This is a genomic window from Nocardia fusca NBRC 14340, from assembly GCF_001618425.1.
GTDB lineage: Bacteria > Actinomycetota > Actinomycetes > Mycobacteriales > Mycobacteriaceae > Nocardia > Nocardia fusca.
On sequence record NZ_BDCU01000023.1, the window covers coordinates 48,997 to 63,561 of the forward strand.

The following is a 14,565-nucleotide window of genomic DNA, read 5'->3' on the forward strand; positions in this document are numbered from 1 at the left end:
TGGGGCAAGGTTCGAGCATCATTCCATGAGCGAAATGGAACAGGAATTGGCCGTATTCGTCGCGGCAGCGGCGACCGAGCTGGGGGTGCCGGGGGTCGCGGTGGGGGTCTCGACGGCGGGCCGGGAGTACTTCGCCTGCCACGGGGTGACCAGTGTGGACAACCCGCTTCCGGTGGATCGCGACACCGGATTCGTCATCGGATCGGTCAGCAAGACGTTCACCGCGACCGCGCTGCTGCGACTCGTAGATCAGGGGCTGGTGGAGCTGGATGCGCCGGTGCGGCGGTATGTGCCGGAATTCGCGGGGCCGGGTGTCGCGGCGCGTGCGGTCACCGTGGCGCAACTGCTCAACCACACCGCCGGATTGGAGTGGAAGCTGAGTGCCGATACCGGGGAAGGCGAGGATGCCCTGGCCCGGCACGCGCGACTGCTCGCGGCGGCGCCGCTGGTCGGCGAACCGGGCACTCGGGCGTCCTACAGCCAAGCCGGCTTCAACCTGGCGGGCCGGATCATCGAGAACGTCACCGGGCAGACCTTCGAGCGGGCCGTCGCGACCCTGCTGCTCGCGCCCCTCGGTCTGACGCACAGCGGCTACCTGCACAACGAGGTGATGACCCGGCGGTTCGCGGTCGGCCACAACACCGGGGACAACGGCGATCTCTCGGTGGCCGCGCAGTGGAAGGACAGCCGTGCCAACAATCCCGGCGGCGGGCTGGTGTCCTCGGTCGGCGATCTGCTCCGCTGGGCGCGCTTCCATCTCGGTGACGGCCGGACGGCCGGCGGCGACCGGATCATCACCGCCGACCGGCTGCACCGGATGCGGGAGCAGACGGTGGAACTACGCGGCAGCACACTGGGTGAGGCGTTCGGCACCTGCTGGTTCCTGCGCGAGGTCGACGGTGTCGCGACCATCGGGCACGGCGGATCGGGCAACGGGCAGTTCGCCGAGCTGCTGCTCGTGCCGGAGCGGGACTTCGCCGTGGCCGTGATGTCCAATGCGGGGCCGGACGCGGGCCTCGAGTTCGATCGTGCGGCGGTGCGGTGGGCGCTGGAGCACTTTCTCGGGCTGGTAGAACACGACCCGGAACCGCTGCCCTACGCCCCGGCGCGGGCAGCCGAGATCACCGGGACCTACGAGAACGAGATGATGCGGCTGACGCTGGAAACCGACGGCGCGGCGCTGACGATCGGCTGCGCCATCAAACCCGAGGTCCGGGCGGCCGCGGATACCGAACTACCGCCCGACCTGCCGCCCGCGGCCCTCGGCCTGCTGCCCGGTGACGCCGACGAGTACATCGTGACGGCCGGTGGCCTGGTCGGACAGCGCGGGTACTTCACCCGGGACGAGTCCGGTGCCGTGGTGGGCATCGACCTCGCCGGCCGGTTCTTCGGCCGAGCCCGGTGACGGAGCGGATCGCGTCGGAAGGGAACAACCGTGATCACCATCGGACAGCTCGCGCGGTACGCGGGCGTGACGACCAAGGCCGTGCGCGTCTACCACGAACGCGGCCTGCTTCCCGAACCGCCGCGCGACTCCTCCGGCTATCGGCGCTACCGCGCCGAGGATGCCGTCGAACTGGTCAGGATCAGGACGCTGGCGCAGGCGGGAGTACCGCTGGCGCGTATCAAGGAGTTGCTGGCCGCCGGTCCCGGCGAGTTCGCGGCGGCGCTGACCGAGATCGATGCCGGGCTCGCCGAACGCGCTGCGGAGATCCGGCGCACCCGGGCCCGGCTCACCCAACTGGGCAGGGGCGACCGGCTTTTCGTCTCGGCGGAGGTCGCCGGGTACCTCGATCGGCTGCGACAGTTGGGCGTGAGCGAACGCGCCGTGCGGATGGAGCGCGATATCTGGATCCTGCTGCATTCGGTGGCGCCGGCGCAGGCGGCGGACTGGGTCGCCGACAAGCTGGATGCCCTCGACGATCCCGATTTCGGCGCCCTGTATCTCGAGCACGATGCCGCGTTCGACTGGTCGCCCGGCGACCCGCGGCTGCCGGACCTGGCGAGGCGTACCGCGCGCTGGCTGGCGAGCCGGGACGGCGAGCCGGGCCGTACGATCCCCGCTCTGGATACGGAGCTGCTCCGACTGGTGGCCGGGTCGGTCGGCAGCACCTCGCCCGCATGGGATCGGCTCGCCTCTCTGGCGCGCGACGGGTGAAAGGCGGGCTACCGCGGTGCGGCGACGGAGTCCGACGGCCCGTCCGCCGGACACGTCGATTACCACGACGGCGACACCGTTCTCCTCGACCGGTCGGGCGCCGCCCGGCCGACCCGGACACGGCCCGGAAGCCGTCGGTCAGCCGTGGCGGAAACGGAACAGCGTGCGCGCCAACCGCAGTCGCCGCACATTGCGGTGGAAGCTGGACAGGCCCAGCGGTTCTCCGTACCGGTTGCGGGCGATGGACAGGGTCCGGCTGAATTCGCGGAGCCCGTGTACGCCGTGGCTGTGCCCCTGCCCGTATTCGCCGATCCCGCCGAAGGGCAACGCCGGGATACTGGCGTAGGTGGTGGCGGTATTGACCGTCACCACCCCGACCCGTAGCCGTTCGGCGTAGACCTCGACCTCGGCGATATCGCGGGTGAACACCGAGACCGCGATACCGCGGCCGGCATCGTTGATCCGGTCCACTGCGTCGTCCAGATCGCGCACCTTGTTCACGATGAGGACCGGGCCGATGCCCTCCTCGGTGATGGCGACACTCTCCTCCGGTACATCGGCCAGCACGATGGGCTCGACGTAGGGCTCGCGGATGGAATCCAGGCCGCCGACCACCGCGCGTCCGCCGCGCGCCAGGGCGTCACGGACCTGTTTGCGCACCACCTCGGTCTGCGATTCCAGGATCATCGGCCCGTAGGACGACCGCCGGTCCGCGCCGGGCTTCAGGGCGCGGGCCCGCGCGACCACCAGCGCGAGGAACTGGTCGTAGACCGAGGCCGCGACATAGGCCCGCTGGACGCCGGTCGCGTTCTGGCCCGCATTGGCCATGGCCCCGAACACCGCGGCATCGGCGGCGTCGTCGAGCTTCGCGTCGACGTGCACGATCATCGCGCCCTTGCCGGAGTTCTCGACCACCACCGGGGTCATGGTCTGGGCGCACAACGAGATCACTTCGCGGCCTTCGGCTTCCGGCCCCGCGTACGCGATCTTGTCGACCCCGGCACGGCACAGTGCGGCCGCGGTCGAATCGTCGCCGGTGACCGCCGCCAGAACGGGCCTGTCGGGGGCGACCTCACGCCAGGTCTCGGCCAGCCACAGGCCGGTGCCGCTGGTCACCGCGTGCGGTTTGAAAACCACCGCGTTGCCCGCGGCCATGGCGTAGGCGATCGAACCCATCGGCGTGAAAACCGGGTTCTGCCAGGGGCCGAGGACGCCGATCACGCCCAGCGGCAGATAGCCGACCGACGCCCGCTGATTGCGGGTGAGCCAGTTGGAGGCCAGCGGTTTCCGGCTCAGCGCGCGACCGGCATTGCGCGCCGCCCAGTCCAGATTCTCCACGGCGAGCATGACTTCGATCGCCGCGTCGGCCTCGGGTTTGCCGGTTTCCTCGCGCAGGATCTCCACCAGTTGCGCGGCCCGGCGCGCGATAACTCGTTTCCACTCCAGCAGGAGTCGTTTGCGAGTTCCGAAACCCGCTGTCGACCACCAGTCCTCGACCGTGCGCGCGGCATGGACCGCGCGTTCGAGTTCGCTGGGGCCGGCAACGGCATAACTGCCCACCACCTCGCCGGTGCGGGGGTCGTGGGATGTGAGCACGCTCGGTCGGCCGGGTCCTCCCGAACGCGCCGCCACCTCGGGCTGCGCGGTATCGGCCATGGCACTCAGATTATGGTGGTGGCGTAGCGCCGACAAGGTACGAGCACTGCCCATGGACTGTCCCTGCGCCGCCGACCAGGGTGGACGACCGGCCGCGACGTCGCTGTGAGCAAAGGCACATTTTGTTCGACCCGGTATGGGGTAAGGGCGGCGCTCCGGCGCCCGATTCCTCAGCCGGTAACATCGCGCCCGGCGCCAGGGATCATCCAGGGGGTACCGATGCGCCGGTCACCCCGCCCGCCGATCTGGCCGATAGTGGAGAGTTGATGCCGATTTCGAACGAAGCCGTGACACCCGCCGGCGAGAATGCCCCACCGCTTCGATCGGTGCATTCCCACACCCCCGCCGCCGAGACATCGGAGTACGGGAACGGCCGTGCCGCGCCGGCGCTCGCACCTCGCCCCAACGGCGCGGGGCCTGCCTGGGCGGACGCCGTCCGCGTCGAGGGCATCACCAAATCCTTCGATCAAGTGCACGCATTGCGCGGGGTGAGCTTCTCGGCCGCCCGCGGCACCGTGCTCGGCATCCTGGGGCCCAACGGCGCGGGCAAGACCACCACCGTGAAAATCCTGTCCACCCTGCTGCGTCCCGACTCCGGGAGCGCGGTGGTGGCCGGTCACGATATCCGCAAGGATCCGGCCGCGGTGCGCCGCTCGATCATGATGACCGGCCAGTACGCCGCCCTCGACGAAAACCTCTCGGGCCGGGAGAACCTGGAACTTTTCGGGCGGCTGATGGGCTTGAGCAAATCGGCGGCGCGTAAGCGCGCGGACGCGTTGCTCGAAGAATTCGACCTGGTCGCTTCCGGACGCCGCCCGGTCCGCCAGTACTCCGGCGGGATGCGGCGGCGGGTCGATATCGCCTGCGGTCTGGTGGTCCGGCCCGAAGTGGTGTTCCTCGACGAACCGACCACCGGTCTCGACCCACGCAGCCGGCAAGGTGTCTGGGATCTGGTGAGCGCGCTGAAAGAGCAGGGCATCACCGTGCTGCTCACCACCCAGTACCTGGAAGAAGCCGATGTCCTCTCGGACAACATCATCGTGATCGACAAGGGCACGGTGATCGCGGAGGGCACCGCCGACGAACTCAAGGAGAAGACCGGCGGCAGCTACTGCGAGATCGTCCCGCTGGACCCGACCCAGGTGGCCCGGGCCGCCACCGCGCTGGGGGACCTGGTTCCGCCGGCCGTCGCCGCCGACCTCGCCGGATCCGAACGCCTCTCCATCCCGGCGCCCGACGGTGCCGCGACGCTGGCCGAGGCGCTGCGCCGGTTGGACGCCGCCGGCATCACCCTGGCCGATATCGGGCTGCGCCGTCCCTCCCTCGACGATGTGTTCCTGTCCATCACCGGGCACTCGGGTGGTACCGACCGGCCGGGTGGCACGGCATGAGCACGAGCGCTTCCGCGGTTTCCCGCCCCGACCTGTTCGGTGACCTCCCACGGCCGCGGGTGTCCATGTTCGCGCAGTGGCGGGCGTTGACCGGACGCGTCGTCCGGACCATGGTCACCAAAGGCGAAATGATCGCCGCGATCGTGATGCCGCTGGTCTTCACTCTCGGTTTCTATCTCCCGCTGCGCTATGTGATGCAGTTCCAGGGCATCGACTACGCGCAGTTCGTCATGCCGATCGTGGTGCTGCAGACCATGGCGTTCACCATGATGTCCAATGCGCAACTGGCCGCCGTCGAGGCGCTCACCGGGTTCAGCACCCGGTTGCAGACCATGCCGATCGGCATGTTGGTGCCGCTGGGTTCGCGGATCGCGGCCGGGCTGTTCCGCTCGGTCGTATCGTTGGCCGCGGCCCTGATCTACGGCCACCTCATCGGGTTCGAGTTCACCGCCGGCTGGGGTCAGACCATCGGATTCTGTGTTTTCGCGATCGCCGTCGGGACCGTGCTGGCGGTCGGCGCGGACGGGCTGGGCAGCCTGACCAAGAGCCCCGCCTCGCTGAGCCAGGCGCTCACCCTGCCCACGCTGATCTTCGGCATGATGTCGTGCGGTTTCGTGCCCGAGACCGGTTTCCCCGAATGGGTGCGGCCGTTCGTGCGCAATCAGCCGATCACCCAGTTCTCCTACGCACTGCGCGATATGGCTGGTGACGGGGTGACCTGGGAGGTACTGCGAGTGGGAGTGTTCTGGCTGGTCGGTGCGGCGGCGGTGTTCACCCCGTTCGCTGTCTGGGCGAGTGTGAGGCGATCATGAGCGTTATCGAAGGACCCACGGCGACCGGAACCGAAGAGTTGCCGGTCCATATCGCCGCGCTCGAACTGCCCCGGGTCGAGCCGCGGTCCGAGCGATCGCTGGTGGTCTGGGCGGTGCACAGTTCCATCCAGTGCAAACGACTGCTGACGGCCTGGCTGCGCGATCCGGCCACCACCATCCAGACGATCGTGTACCCGGCGCTGACCCTGGTGATGTTCTGGATCGTGCTCGACGATTCCATCTCCGGTTTCACCGGTAAGCCCGCCATCTACGGCACCGTCCCGATGATCACCCTCGTCGCGGCGATGACGGGCGCGGTGGTCAGCGCGCTGGGCTTCAAGGTCGAGAAGGCCACCGGGCTGCTGGGCCGGTTCTGGACCATGCCGATCCATCGCGCGGCGGGCCTGACCGGCAGGCTGTTCGCCGAGGTGATCCGGATCTCGCTCACCACGGTCATCATCATCGCCGTCGGTTTCGCCCTCGGATTCCGCTTCGACCAGGGGCCGTGGGCCGCACTCGGGCTCATGGGGATCCCGATCCTGTTCGGGCTCGCGTTCGCCGTCTTCATCACCGCGCTCGCGGCCTCCACCGAGGGCCCGCTGCTGGTCCAGCTGGTCGCGATCTTCATGAACCTGCTGCTGTTCTTCAATTCCGGTTTCGTCCCGGTGTTCGCCTACCCGAGCTGGCTGCGGTCGACGGTGGAGAATCAGCCGATGAGCTGCGCCATCGAAGCGATGAAGGGGCTGTCCTTCGGCGGTCCGGTCGCCGAACCGCTCATCGACACCCTGCTGTGGGTGGTCGGCGCCATCCTGGTGTTCGGCTATCCCGCGGTCCGCGGCTACCGCAAATCCGCCGAGCGCAGCGGCTGATCGCGGCCGGCTACTTCCGGGATTCCGACGACCGCGTCCCGGAAGTGGCCGGTGCGAACGGGTAGTCGACCCAGCGGTCGCGGTTGGTCCAGCCGACCAGGTCGTAGCGCCAGCGGAACGGCCAGGTGTGCGAGACGGTGTTGAACAGCACCGCCCCCAGCGCCGCGTAATCGTCGTGGGCCGAGAGAAGGGCACGCTGTCCCCGCGGCGAGGCGGAGAAAAAGGAATCGAACATGGCGATCGACTGCTCGGTGGTCAACCGGCCCAACCCCCACAGGCCGCGCATCCGCATCCAGTAGGTGAGCCGGGCCCGCCACGGCCACAGCGCGGCGATCGGGTCCTCGCCGGCCAGGATCGCGGTGACCGCGGTATCGGCCAGCGCGAACGAATCGGCGACGCTGTAGCCGGTGCAGGGGTGCATCATCCCGCCGCGCGACCCGTAGGGCACCACCTTTCCCACCCCGTTCTTCGGAGGCGGGGTGTCCAGCGGATAGTGCGCGGCCTCGCTCGGCTCCGCACCGGTCAGTTCGATACCGTGCGCGGCCAGCCGCGCGAGGGTACGTCTGCGCAGCTCGTGCTGGGGCATCCCGCCGCGCAGCCCGAGGCTGGTCTCCTCGAAGATCACGGTGCCGTCGCCGAGGGGCACCGAATACAGGAACGACGGCGGCTCGTCGGGTCCGGCACCGTTCTCCGGCCGCCAGTCCAGCAGCAGGCCCTCACCCGCGCCGACCATCGGCGCCGCGGTTTCGGCGTTCACGAAGATGCCGTGCGCGCTGGCCGCGCGCCGGTCGCCGAGCGGCGGCATCCCGCGCGCATCCACCACCACCGCCGCGCGGATCACCGTGCCGTCGGCCAGCTCGACCTCGTGCGCGTCCACCCGGGTCGCCCGCCCCGCGTACACCTGGGCGTCGTCGAGTGATAGCGCGTCGCGCAGCAGCGGCTTGGACAGTACGCAGTAGGGCCGCTCGATCTTGATCTCGGAGGTCGTCCAGACCACCGGTGCCGGAATCCGGCTCGCGATCACGCTGTGCGGCAACCAGTCCGGGAGCTCGTCGATCCAGCAGGAGAAAGTCGGCGGCCACAGGCGATCCGGGCGGGGATCGACGGCGGCGACCCGAAGACCGGCCACGACGGCCCGGTTGGCCAGCGCCCGCCCGGCCGGGCCGAGCCCGACCACACAGATATCGAACTCACGGACCACGCTGTCTGCCATGTAGTGCATTCAACGGGGTGGAGAAAGGCAGGGCAACACAGCTCAGTTCTTCGGGGTGACCCAGGTGGTGATGTCGGCGTGGACGACTTCTCTGCCGGTCTTGTCGTAGATCGAGACCGGCACCGTGAGGTCTCGGCCCTCGGTGATCGCGGTGAAATCCGGGACCTCCGTCAGTTCCGCGACCGCACGCAGGCCGGTGGTGGCTTTGGTCAGGTACTGGACCTGCATCGCCTTGGGGATCCAGCGGTGGGTGGTGGGGACCGTGGCCTCGCTCAACATGCCCATCGCGATTTCCGCGAGGTTGCAGGCGGCGATGGCGTGGAAGGTGCCGAGATGGTTGTGCACGCCGAACCATTTGGGGGCTTTGACCTCGCAGCGGCCGGGTTCGAGCCGGACCACCCGGGGCAGCACCGTGGCGAAGTACGGCACCCGGGCCACCATCGAGAGGGAGAACAGGCCGTGGCCGAAGGGATTGTCCGGCAGTTTGCGCCAGCCGCGGTAGGTACCGGTCTCGTTCGTCATACCGCTATCTTACTCATCGGTAATATAGCGGCGGCGCGGTATGGTGGCCGCAGTGCCGGACCTCGGCCGACCCCGATTTGAAACGCCTCGGGGGGCTCGTGCATACTGTTCGGGTTGCCTTGCCCCGGGTGGCGGTCGTTTTCGTGAAACGGCCAGGCCGGGCGGGGTGAGCAAAACCAGCGAGTACCTCATCGTTCACCGATGCGGGTACGTCCGGGACGTAGTTCCGAAGGTCACGATCGAAGTTTTCTTCCGGGGCCGAGGAATGAGCGGAGAGGCGACACGCCCGACCGCGTGGACCGGAGAACCATGACAGATGAACAGCGGCGCGGATCGGGGTATGCCCTCGATCGTGGTCTCCACTGAGACGTCATCGTGTGTTCGGGCTGTGCAAATGAAGGTGGTACGGACGCCGTAGCCGGTATCCGGATCACGGACGAAAGCGGAGAAAAGGACACTTAGCGTGGCGGGACAGAAGATCCGCATCAGGCTCAAGGCCTATGACCACGAGGCGATCGATGCGTCTGCGCGCAAGATCGTCGAAACGGTGACCCGCACCGGGGCCCGGGTCGTCGGGCCGGTGCCGTTGCCGACCGAGAAGAACGTGTACTGCGTCATCCGTTCGCCGCACAAGTACAAGGACTCGCGCGAGCACTTCGAGATGCGTACGCACAAGCGGCTGATCGACATCCTCGACCCGACGCCGAAGACGGTGGACGCGCTCATGCGCATCGACCTGCCGGCCAGCGTCGACGTCAATATCCAGTGACGGGGACTCGAGACATGACTGACAACAAGAGCAGGCCCGCGGCCGGCATCCTGGGCACCAAACTGGGCATGACCCAGGTGTTCGACGACAAGAACCGGGTCGTCCCGGTCACCGTCGTCAAGGCCGGACCGAACGTGGTCACCCAGATCCGCACCGTCGAGCGCGACGGCTACAGCGCCGTGCAGGTCGCCTTCGGTGCCATCGACCCCCGCAAGGTGAACAAGCCGGAATCCGGCCAGTTCGCCAAGGCCGGTGTCACCCCGCGTCGCCATGTCGCGGAGATCCGCATCGCGGATGCCTCCACCTTCGAGGTCGGCCAGGAGATCTCGGCCGCCGCGTTCGAAGAGGGCACCTACGTCGACGTCACCGGCACCAGCAAGGGCAAGGGTTTCGCCGGCACCATGAAGCGCCACGGCTTCCGTGGCCAGGGCGCCTCCCACGGTGCGCAGGCCGTGCACCGGCGCCCGGGTTCCATCGGTGGCTGCGCCACCCCCGGCCGCGTGTTCAAGGGCATGCGCATGTCGGGCCGCATGGGTAACGACCGCGTCACCACGCAGAACCTGTCGGTTCACAAGGTGGACGCCGAGAACGGCCTGCTGCTGATCAAGGGTGCGATCCCGGGTCGCAAGGGCGGCGTCGTGATCGTCAAGAGCGCCGTGAAGGGTGGTGCGCACGCATGACCAGCCTCGAGAAGAAGGCAAACCTGACGCTGCCGGTCAAGGAACTCGGTGGCAAGACCAACGGCACCGTCGATCTCCCCGCCGAGATCTTCGATGTCACCGCGAACATCGCGCTGATGCACCAGGTGGTCGTGGCCCAGCAGGCCGCCGCCCGCCAGGGCACGCATTCCACCAAGACCCGCGGCGAGGTCCGCGGCGGTGGTAAGAAGCCGTACCGCCAGAAGGGCACCGGCCGCGCCCGCCAGGGTTCGACCCGCGCGCCGCAGTTCGCCGGTGGTGGCACCGTGCACGGTCCCAAGCCGCGCGACTACAGCCAGCGCACCCCGAAGAAGATGATCCAGGCCGCCCTGCGTGGCGCGCTGTCGGATCGGGCGCGCAACGAGCGGATCCACGTGATCAGCGAGCTCGTCGCCGGCCAGGACCCCTCGACCAAGACCGCGAAGACCTTCCTGTCCGAGATCTCGGATCGCAAGAAGTTCCTCCTGGTCGTCGGCCGTGAGGACGTCAACGCCTGGAAGAGTGCCCGCAACCTGGAATACGTGCACACCATCGCACCGGACCAGCTGAACACCTACGACGTGCTGGACAGCGACGAAGTCGTGTTCAGCGTCGAGGCGCTCAACGCCTTCGTGCACGGCCCGGCTGAGGCTGCACAGGAGGAGAGCAAGTGAGCACCATCGCCGATCCGCGCGACATCCTGCTGGCGCCGGTCATCTCGGAGAAGTCCTACGGTCTGATCGAGGAGGGCACCTACACCTTCATCGTGCACCCGGACTCCAACAAGACCCAGATCAAGATCGCGGTCGAGAAGGTCTTCGGGGTGAAGGTCACCAGCGTCAACACCGCCAACCGTCAGGGCAAGCGCAAGCGGACCCGCTTCGGTTACGGCAAGCGCAAGGACACCAAGCGCGCGCTCGTGACCATCTCGGCCGACAGCAAGCCCATCGAGATCTTCGGAGGCCCGGTCGCGTAGGCGGCGGGGAGTCCAGAAAGCAGAGAAGAACTCATGGCAATCCGTAAGTACAAGCCGACTACCCCGGGCCGCCGCGGGTCGTCCGTCTCGGACTTCGCCGAGATCACCCGGTCGACCCCCGAGAAGTCGCTCGTCCGCCCGCTGACCAAGAGCGGTGGCCGTAACGGCCACGGCCGGATCACCACCCGGCATCGCGGTGGCGGTCACAAGCGCGCCTACCGGCTGATCGACTTCCGCCGGCTGGACAAGGACGGCGTGCCGGCCAAGGTCGCTCATATCGAGTACGACCCCAACCGCACCGCCAATATCGCGCTGCTGCACTACCTGGACGGCGAGAAGCGCTACATCATCGCGCCCAAGGGCATCACGCAGGGCACGAAGATCGAGTCCGGTCCGACCGCGGATATCAAGCCCGGCAACAACCTGCCGCTGCGCAACATCCCGACCGGTACCACCATCCACGCGGTGGAGCTGCGTCCCGGCGGCGGTGCCAAGATGGCCCGCTCGGCCGGTGCCAGCATCCAGCTGCTGGGTAAGGAAGGCCCCTACGCCACGCTGCGTATGCCCTCCGGCGAGATCCGCCGCGTCGACGTGCGCTGCCGCGCCACCGTCGGCGAGGTCGGCAATGCCGAACAGTCGAACATCAACTGGGGCAAGGCCGGTCGTATGCGCTGGAAGGGTCGCCGCCCCACGGTCCGTGGTGTGGTCATGAACCCGGTCGACCACCCGCACGGTGGTGGTGAGGGCAAGACCTCCGGTGGTCGCCACCCGGTCTCGCCCTGGGGTCAGCCGGAAGGCCGTACCCGTAAGCCGAACCGTCCGAGCGACAAGCTCATCGTCCGTCGCCGTCGCACCGGCAAGAAGCGCTAAGGAGGAGGTAAGAAATGCCACGCAGCCTCAAGAAGGGCCCGTTCGTCGACGACCACCTCCAGGCGAAGGTGGACGTGCAGAACGACAAGGGCACCAAGCAGGTCATCAAGACCTGGTCGCGTCGTTCGACCATCACCCCCGATTTCATCGGTCACACCTTCGCCGTCCACGACGGCCGCAAGCACGTGCCGGTGTTCGTCTCGGAGAACATGGTCGGGCACAAGCTCGGTGAGTTCGCGCCGACGAGGACGTTCCGCAGCCACGTCAAGGAAGATCGGAAGAGCAAGCGGCGATGAGCACAGAAACTCAGAATCCGACTGCGCGCGCGACCGCCAAGCACGTGCGCGTGACCCCGATGAAGGCCCGCCGAGTCGTGGACCTCGTTCGCGGCAAGCGTGTCTCCGACGCGCTCGACCTGCTCCGGTTCGCCCCGCAGGCCGCCAGCGAGCCGGTCGCCAAGGTCGTGGCCAGTGCCGCGGCGAACGCCGAGAACAACCTCGGCCTCAACCCCGACACCCTGGTCATCTCGACGGCGTATGTCGACGAGGGCGCGACCATGAAGCGGTTCCAGCCGCGGGCCCAGGGCCGCGCGTTCCGGATCCGCAAGCGCACCAGCCACATCACCATCGAGGTCGAGAGCGTCCCCACCGCCGGTGGCACTCGTGGCCGCCGGAAGGGAGGGGCAAAGTAAATGGGACAGAAGATCAACCCCCACGGCTTCCGCCTCGGAATCACCACCGACTGGAAGTCCCGTTGGTACGCCGACAAGCAGTACTCGGACTACGTCAAGGAAGACGTCGCCATCCGGAAGCTGCTGGGTACCGGCATGGAACGGGCCGGTATCTCCAAGGTGGAGATCGAGCGCACCCGTGACCGGGTCCGCGTCGATATCCACACCGCGCGTCCGGGCATCGTCATCGGCCGCCGCGGCGCCGAAGCCGACCGCATCCGCGCCGAGCTGGAGAAGCTCACCGGCAAGCAGGTCCAGCTGAACATCCTCGAGGTCAAGAACCCCGAGTCGGATGCGCAGCTGGTCGCCCAGGGTGTGGCCGAGCAGCTGTCCAACCGTGTGGCGTTCCGTCGCGCGATGCGCAAGGCCATCCAGTCGGCCATGCGTTCGCCGAACGTCAAGGGCATCCGTGTGCAGTGCTCGGGCCGCCTCGGTGGCGCCGAGATGTCGCGCTCGGAGTTCTACCGCGAAGGCCGCGTCCCGCTGCACACCCTGCGTGCCGATATCGATTACGGCCTCTACGAGGCCAAGACCACCTTCGGTCGTATCGGTGTCAAGGTCTGGATCTACAAGGGCGATATCGTCGGCGGCAAGCGTGAGCTGGCTGCCCCGAGCGCGCCGGCCGGGGATCGCCCGCGCCGGGAGCGTCCGAGCCGCCCGCGTCGTTCCGGTTCCTCCGGCACCACCGCGACCAGCACCGAGGCCGGGCGCGCCGCTACCGCGGTGGCCGAGCCCCCGGCAGAAAAGCAGGAGGGCTGACCAATGCTGATGCCCCGCAAGGTCAAGTTCCGCAAGCAGCATCACCCGAGCCGCAGCGGTCTCGCCAAGGGCGGCACCTCGGTGTCGTTCGGCGAGTTCGGCATCCAGGCGCTGGAGCCGGCGTATGTGACCAACCGGCAGATCGAGTCGGCGCGTATCGCGATGACCCGCCACATCAAGCGTGGCGGCAAGATCTGGATCAACATCTACCCGGATCGCCCGCTCACCAAGAAGCCGGCCGAAACCCGTATGGGTTCCGGTAAGGGTTCGCCGGAGTGGTGGGTCGCGAACGTCAAGCCCGGCCGCGTGATGTTCGAGATGAGTTACCCGAACGAGGAGATCGCTCGCGAGGCGCTGCGCCGCGCGATGCACAAGCTCCCGATGAAGTGCAGGATCGTGACGAGGGAGGAGCAGTTCTGATGGCAACCGGTACCCCTGCCGCAGAGCTCCGCGAGCTGACCGAGGAGGAGCTGGTCTCCCGCCTGCGCGAATCGAAGGAAGAGCTGTTCAACCTGCGCTTCCAGATGGCGACCGGTCAGCTGACCAACAATCGCCGGCTGCGTGTGGTGCGTCACGAGATCGCGCGTATCTACACGGTCATGCGTGAGCGCGAGCTCGGTTTGGCCACCGGACCCGCTGACAAGGGAGATGCGGCATGAGCGAGAAAGAGCAGGAGCGCGGCCGCCGCAAGGTGCGGACCGGCTACGTCGTCTCCGACAAGATGAACAAGACGATCGTCGTCGAGTTGGAAGACCGCCACCGGCACGCTCTCTACGGCAAGATCATTCGCACCACCTCCAAGGTGAAGGCGCACGATGAGAACGAGACCGCCGGTGTCGGCGATCGCGTGCAGCTGATGGAGACCAGGCCCACATCGGCCACCAAGCGGTGGCGGCTGATCGAGGTCCTGGAGAAGGCCAAGTAAGGTCGCTCTTCGGCTGAGAAGGTCGTAAACGTAAGGCCCGCTTCCCGTTTCGGGAAGCGGGCCTTATTGCGTCTCCGGATCGATGTGGGCTCGTTCTTGGTCGATGTCCACTCAATTCGTCTGGCTCACCACCTACTTCGACATGATCGATGTATGCGAGGCTCTCGCTCACGAGACCGCTGCGGCGTGGATGACCCATGATCACGGCGAGAGAACCGAACTCCACGAACTCCCTTTC

At 67.8% G+C, this 14,565-nt stretch carries 19 protein-coding genes; 16 read left to right on the forward strand and 3 right to left on the reverse strand.

Annotation, left to right across the window (positions count from 1 at the left end):
• The first annotated feature begins 25 nt into the window (after window positions 1-25).
• Together NF4_RS14305 and NF4_RS14310 are read left to right on the forward strand one after the other, a co-directional pair.
• Window positions 26-1,405, forward strand: coding sequence for a serine hydrolase domain-containing protein (locus tag NF4_RS14305; RefSeq protein WP_063127850.1), 1,380 nt, complete (start codon window positions 26-28; stop codon window positions 1,403-1,405).
• Between the two features lie 30 nt (window positions 1,406-1,435).
• Window positions 1,436-2,158 carry a MerR family transcriptional regulator gene (locus NF4_RS14310; protein WP_063127851.1) on the forward strand — a complete coding sequence of 241 codons (723 nt, stop codon included), beginning with the start codon at window positions 1,436-1,438 and terminating at the stop codon, window positions 2,156-2,158.
• 138 nt (window positions 2,159-2,296) lie between these two features.
• Here NF4_RS14310 and NF4_RS14315 read toward each other — a convergent pair whose 3' ends face one another.
• Window positions 2,297-3,814 carry an aldehyde dehydrogenase family protein gene (locus tag NF4_RS14315; RefSeq protein WP_084533124.1) on the reverse strand — a complete coding sequence of 506 codons (1,518 nt, stop codon included), beginning with the start codon at window positions 3,812-3,814 and terminating at the stop codon, window positions 2,297-2,299.
• A gap of 266 nt (window positions 3,815-4,080) precedes the next feature.
• Here NF4_RS14315 and NF4_RS14320 point away from each other — a divergent pair, with 266 nt between their 5' ends.
• Genes NF4_RS14320 through NF4_RS14330 form a run of 3 tightly spaced genes read left to right on the forward strand, consistent with a single transcriptional unit; the run spans window position 4,081 to window position 6,886 of the window.
• Window positions 4,081-5,205, forward strand: a complete 1,125-nt coding sequence (locus tag NF4_RS14320) for an ATP-binding cassette domain-containing protein (RefSeq protein WP_084533125.1) — start codon at window positions 4,081-4,083, stop codon at window positions 5,203-5,205.
• Window positions 5,202-6,017 (forward strand): ABC transporter permease, encoded by an 816-nt coding sequence (locus tag NF4_RS14325; protein ID WP_063127852.1) that lies wholly within the window; start codon window positions 5,202-5,204, stop codon window positions 6,015-6,017. The genes NF4_RS14320 and NF4_RS14325 overlap by 4 nt, the downstream gene beginning before the upstream one ends.
• Window positions 6,014-6,886 carry an ABC transporter permease gene (locus tag NF4_RS14330; protein ID WP_063127853.1) on the forward strand — a complete coding sequence of 291 codons (873 nt, stop codon included), beginning with the start codon at window positions 6,014-6,016 and terminating at the stop codon, window positions 6,884-6,886. The genes NF4_RS14325 and NF4_RS14330 overlap by 4 nt, the downstream gene beginning before the upstream one ends.
• Before the next feature lie 10 nt (window positions 6,887-6,896).
• Here NF4_RS14330 and NF4_RS14335 read toward each other — a convergent pair whose 3' ends face one another.
• Window positions 6,897-8,099, reverse strand: a complete 1,203-nt coding sequence (locus tag NF4_RS14335) for a lycopene cyclase family protein (protein ID WP_063127954.1) — start codon at window positions 8,097-8,099, stop codon at window positions 6,897-6,899.
• Between the two features lie 42 nt (window positions 8,100-8,141).
• Window positions 8,142-8,621, reverse strand: a complete 480-nt coding sequence (locus tag NF4_RS14340) for a hotdog fold domain-containing protein (protein ID WP_063127854.1) — start codon at window positions 8,619-8,621, stop codon at window positions 8,142-8,144.
• A 463-nt stretch (window positions 8,622-9,084) separates the two neighbouring features.
• Here NF4_RS14340 and rpsJ point away from each other — a divergent pair, with 463 nt between their 5' ends.
• The 11 genes from rpsJ to rpsQ are packed head-to-tail and all read left to right on the forward strand — an operon-like array spanning window position 9,085 to window position 14,327.
• On the forward strand, window positions 9,085-9,390 hold the full coding sequence (gene rpsJ / locus NF4_RS14345; RefSeq protein ID WP_003938093.1) for a 30S ribosomal protein S10: 306 nt from the start codon (window positions 9,085-9,087) through the stop codon (window positions 9,388-9,390).
• Between the two features lie 14 nt (window positions 9,391-9,404).
• Entirely contained in the window at window positions 9,405-10,070 is a 666-nt protein-coding gene (rplC, locus tag NF4_RS14350) for a 50S ribosomal protein L3 (protein WP_030522699.1), read from the forward strand.
• On the forward strand, window positions 10,067-10,741 hold the full coding sequence (gene rplD, locus NF4_RS14355; protein ID WP_030522698.1) for a 50S ribosomal protein L4: 675 nt from the start codon (window positions 10,067-10,069) through the stop codon (window positions 10,739-10,741). The genes rplC and rplD overlap by 4 nt, the downstream gene beginning before the upstream one ends.
• Window positions 10,738-11,043 carry a 50S ribosomal protein L23 gene (gene rplW / locus NF4_RS14360; protein ID WP_030522697.1) on the forward strand — a complete coding sequence of 102 codons (306 nt, stop codon included), beginning with the start codon at window positions 10,738-10,740 and terminating at the stop codon, window positions 11,041-11,043. Before rplD ends, rplW begins: the two co-directional genes overlap by 4 nt.
• Window positions 11,044-11,076: 33 nt before the next feature.
• Entirely contained in the window at window positions 11,077-11,913 is an 837-nt protein-coding gene (gene rplB / locus NF4_RS14365; protein WP_063127855.1) for a 50S ribosomal protein L2, read from the forward strand.
• Between the two features lie 14 nt (window positions 11,914-11,927).
• Window positions 11,928-12,209 carry a 30S ribosomal protein S19 gene (gene rpsS, locus NF4_RS14370; RefSeq protein WP_030522695.1) on the forward strand — a complete coding sequence of 94 codons (282 nt, stop codon included), beginning with the start codon at window positions 11,928-11,930 and terminating at the stop codon, window positions 12,207-12,209.
• The gene (rplV, locus tag NF4_RS14375; RefSeq protein WP_030522694.1) at window positions 12,206-12,604 is read left to right on the forward strand and encodes a 50S ribosomal protein L22; all 399 of its coding nucleotides are present in this window, start codon (window positions 12,206-12,208) and stop codon (window positions 12,602-12,604) included. The genes rpsS and rplV overlap by 4 nt, the downstream gene beginning before the upstream one ends.
• Entirely contained in the window at window positions 12,605-13,402 is a 798-nt protein-coding gene (gene rpsC / locus NF4_RS14380; protein ID WP_063127856.1) for a 30S ribosomal protein S3, read from the forward strand. It begins immediately after the preceding gene.
• Between the two features lie 3 nt (window positions 13,403-13,405).
• Window positions 13,406-13,822, forward strand: a complete 417-nt coding sequence (rplP, locus tag NF4_RS14385) for a 50S ribosomal protein L16 (RefSeq protein ID WP_063127857.1) — start codon at window positions 13,406-13,408, stop codon at window positions 13,820-13,822.
• The gene (gene rpmC / locus NF4_RS14390; RefSeq protein ID WP_039822435.1) at window positions 13,822-14,061 is read left to right on the forward strand and encodes a 50S ribosomal protein L29; all 240 of its coding nucleotides are present in this window, start codon (window positions 13,822-13,824) and stop codon (window positions 14,059-14,061) included. The genes rplP and rpmC overlap by 1 nt, the downstream gene beginning before the upstream one ends.
• Entirely contained in the window at window positions 14,058-14,327 is a 270-nt protein-coding gene (gene rpsQ / locus NF4_RS14395; protein WP_063035579.1) for a 30S ribosomal protein S17, read from the forward strand. Before rpmC ends, rpsQ begins: the two co-directional genes overlap by 4 nt.
• Window positions 14,328-14,565 lie beyond the last annotated feature (238 nt).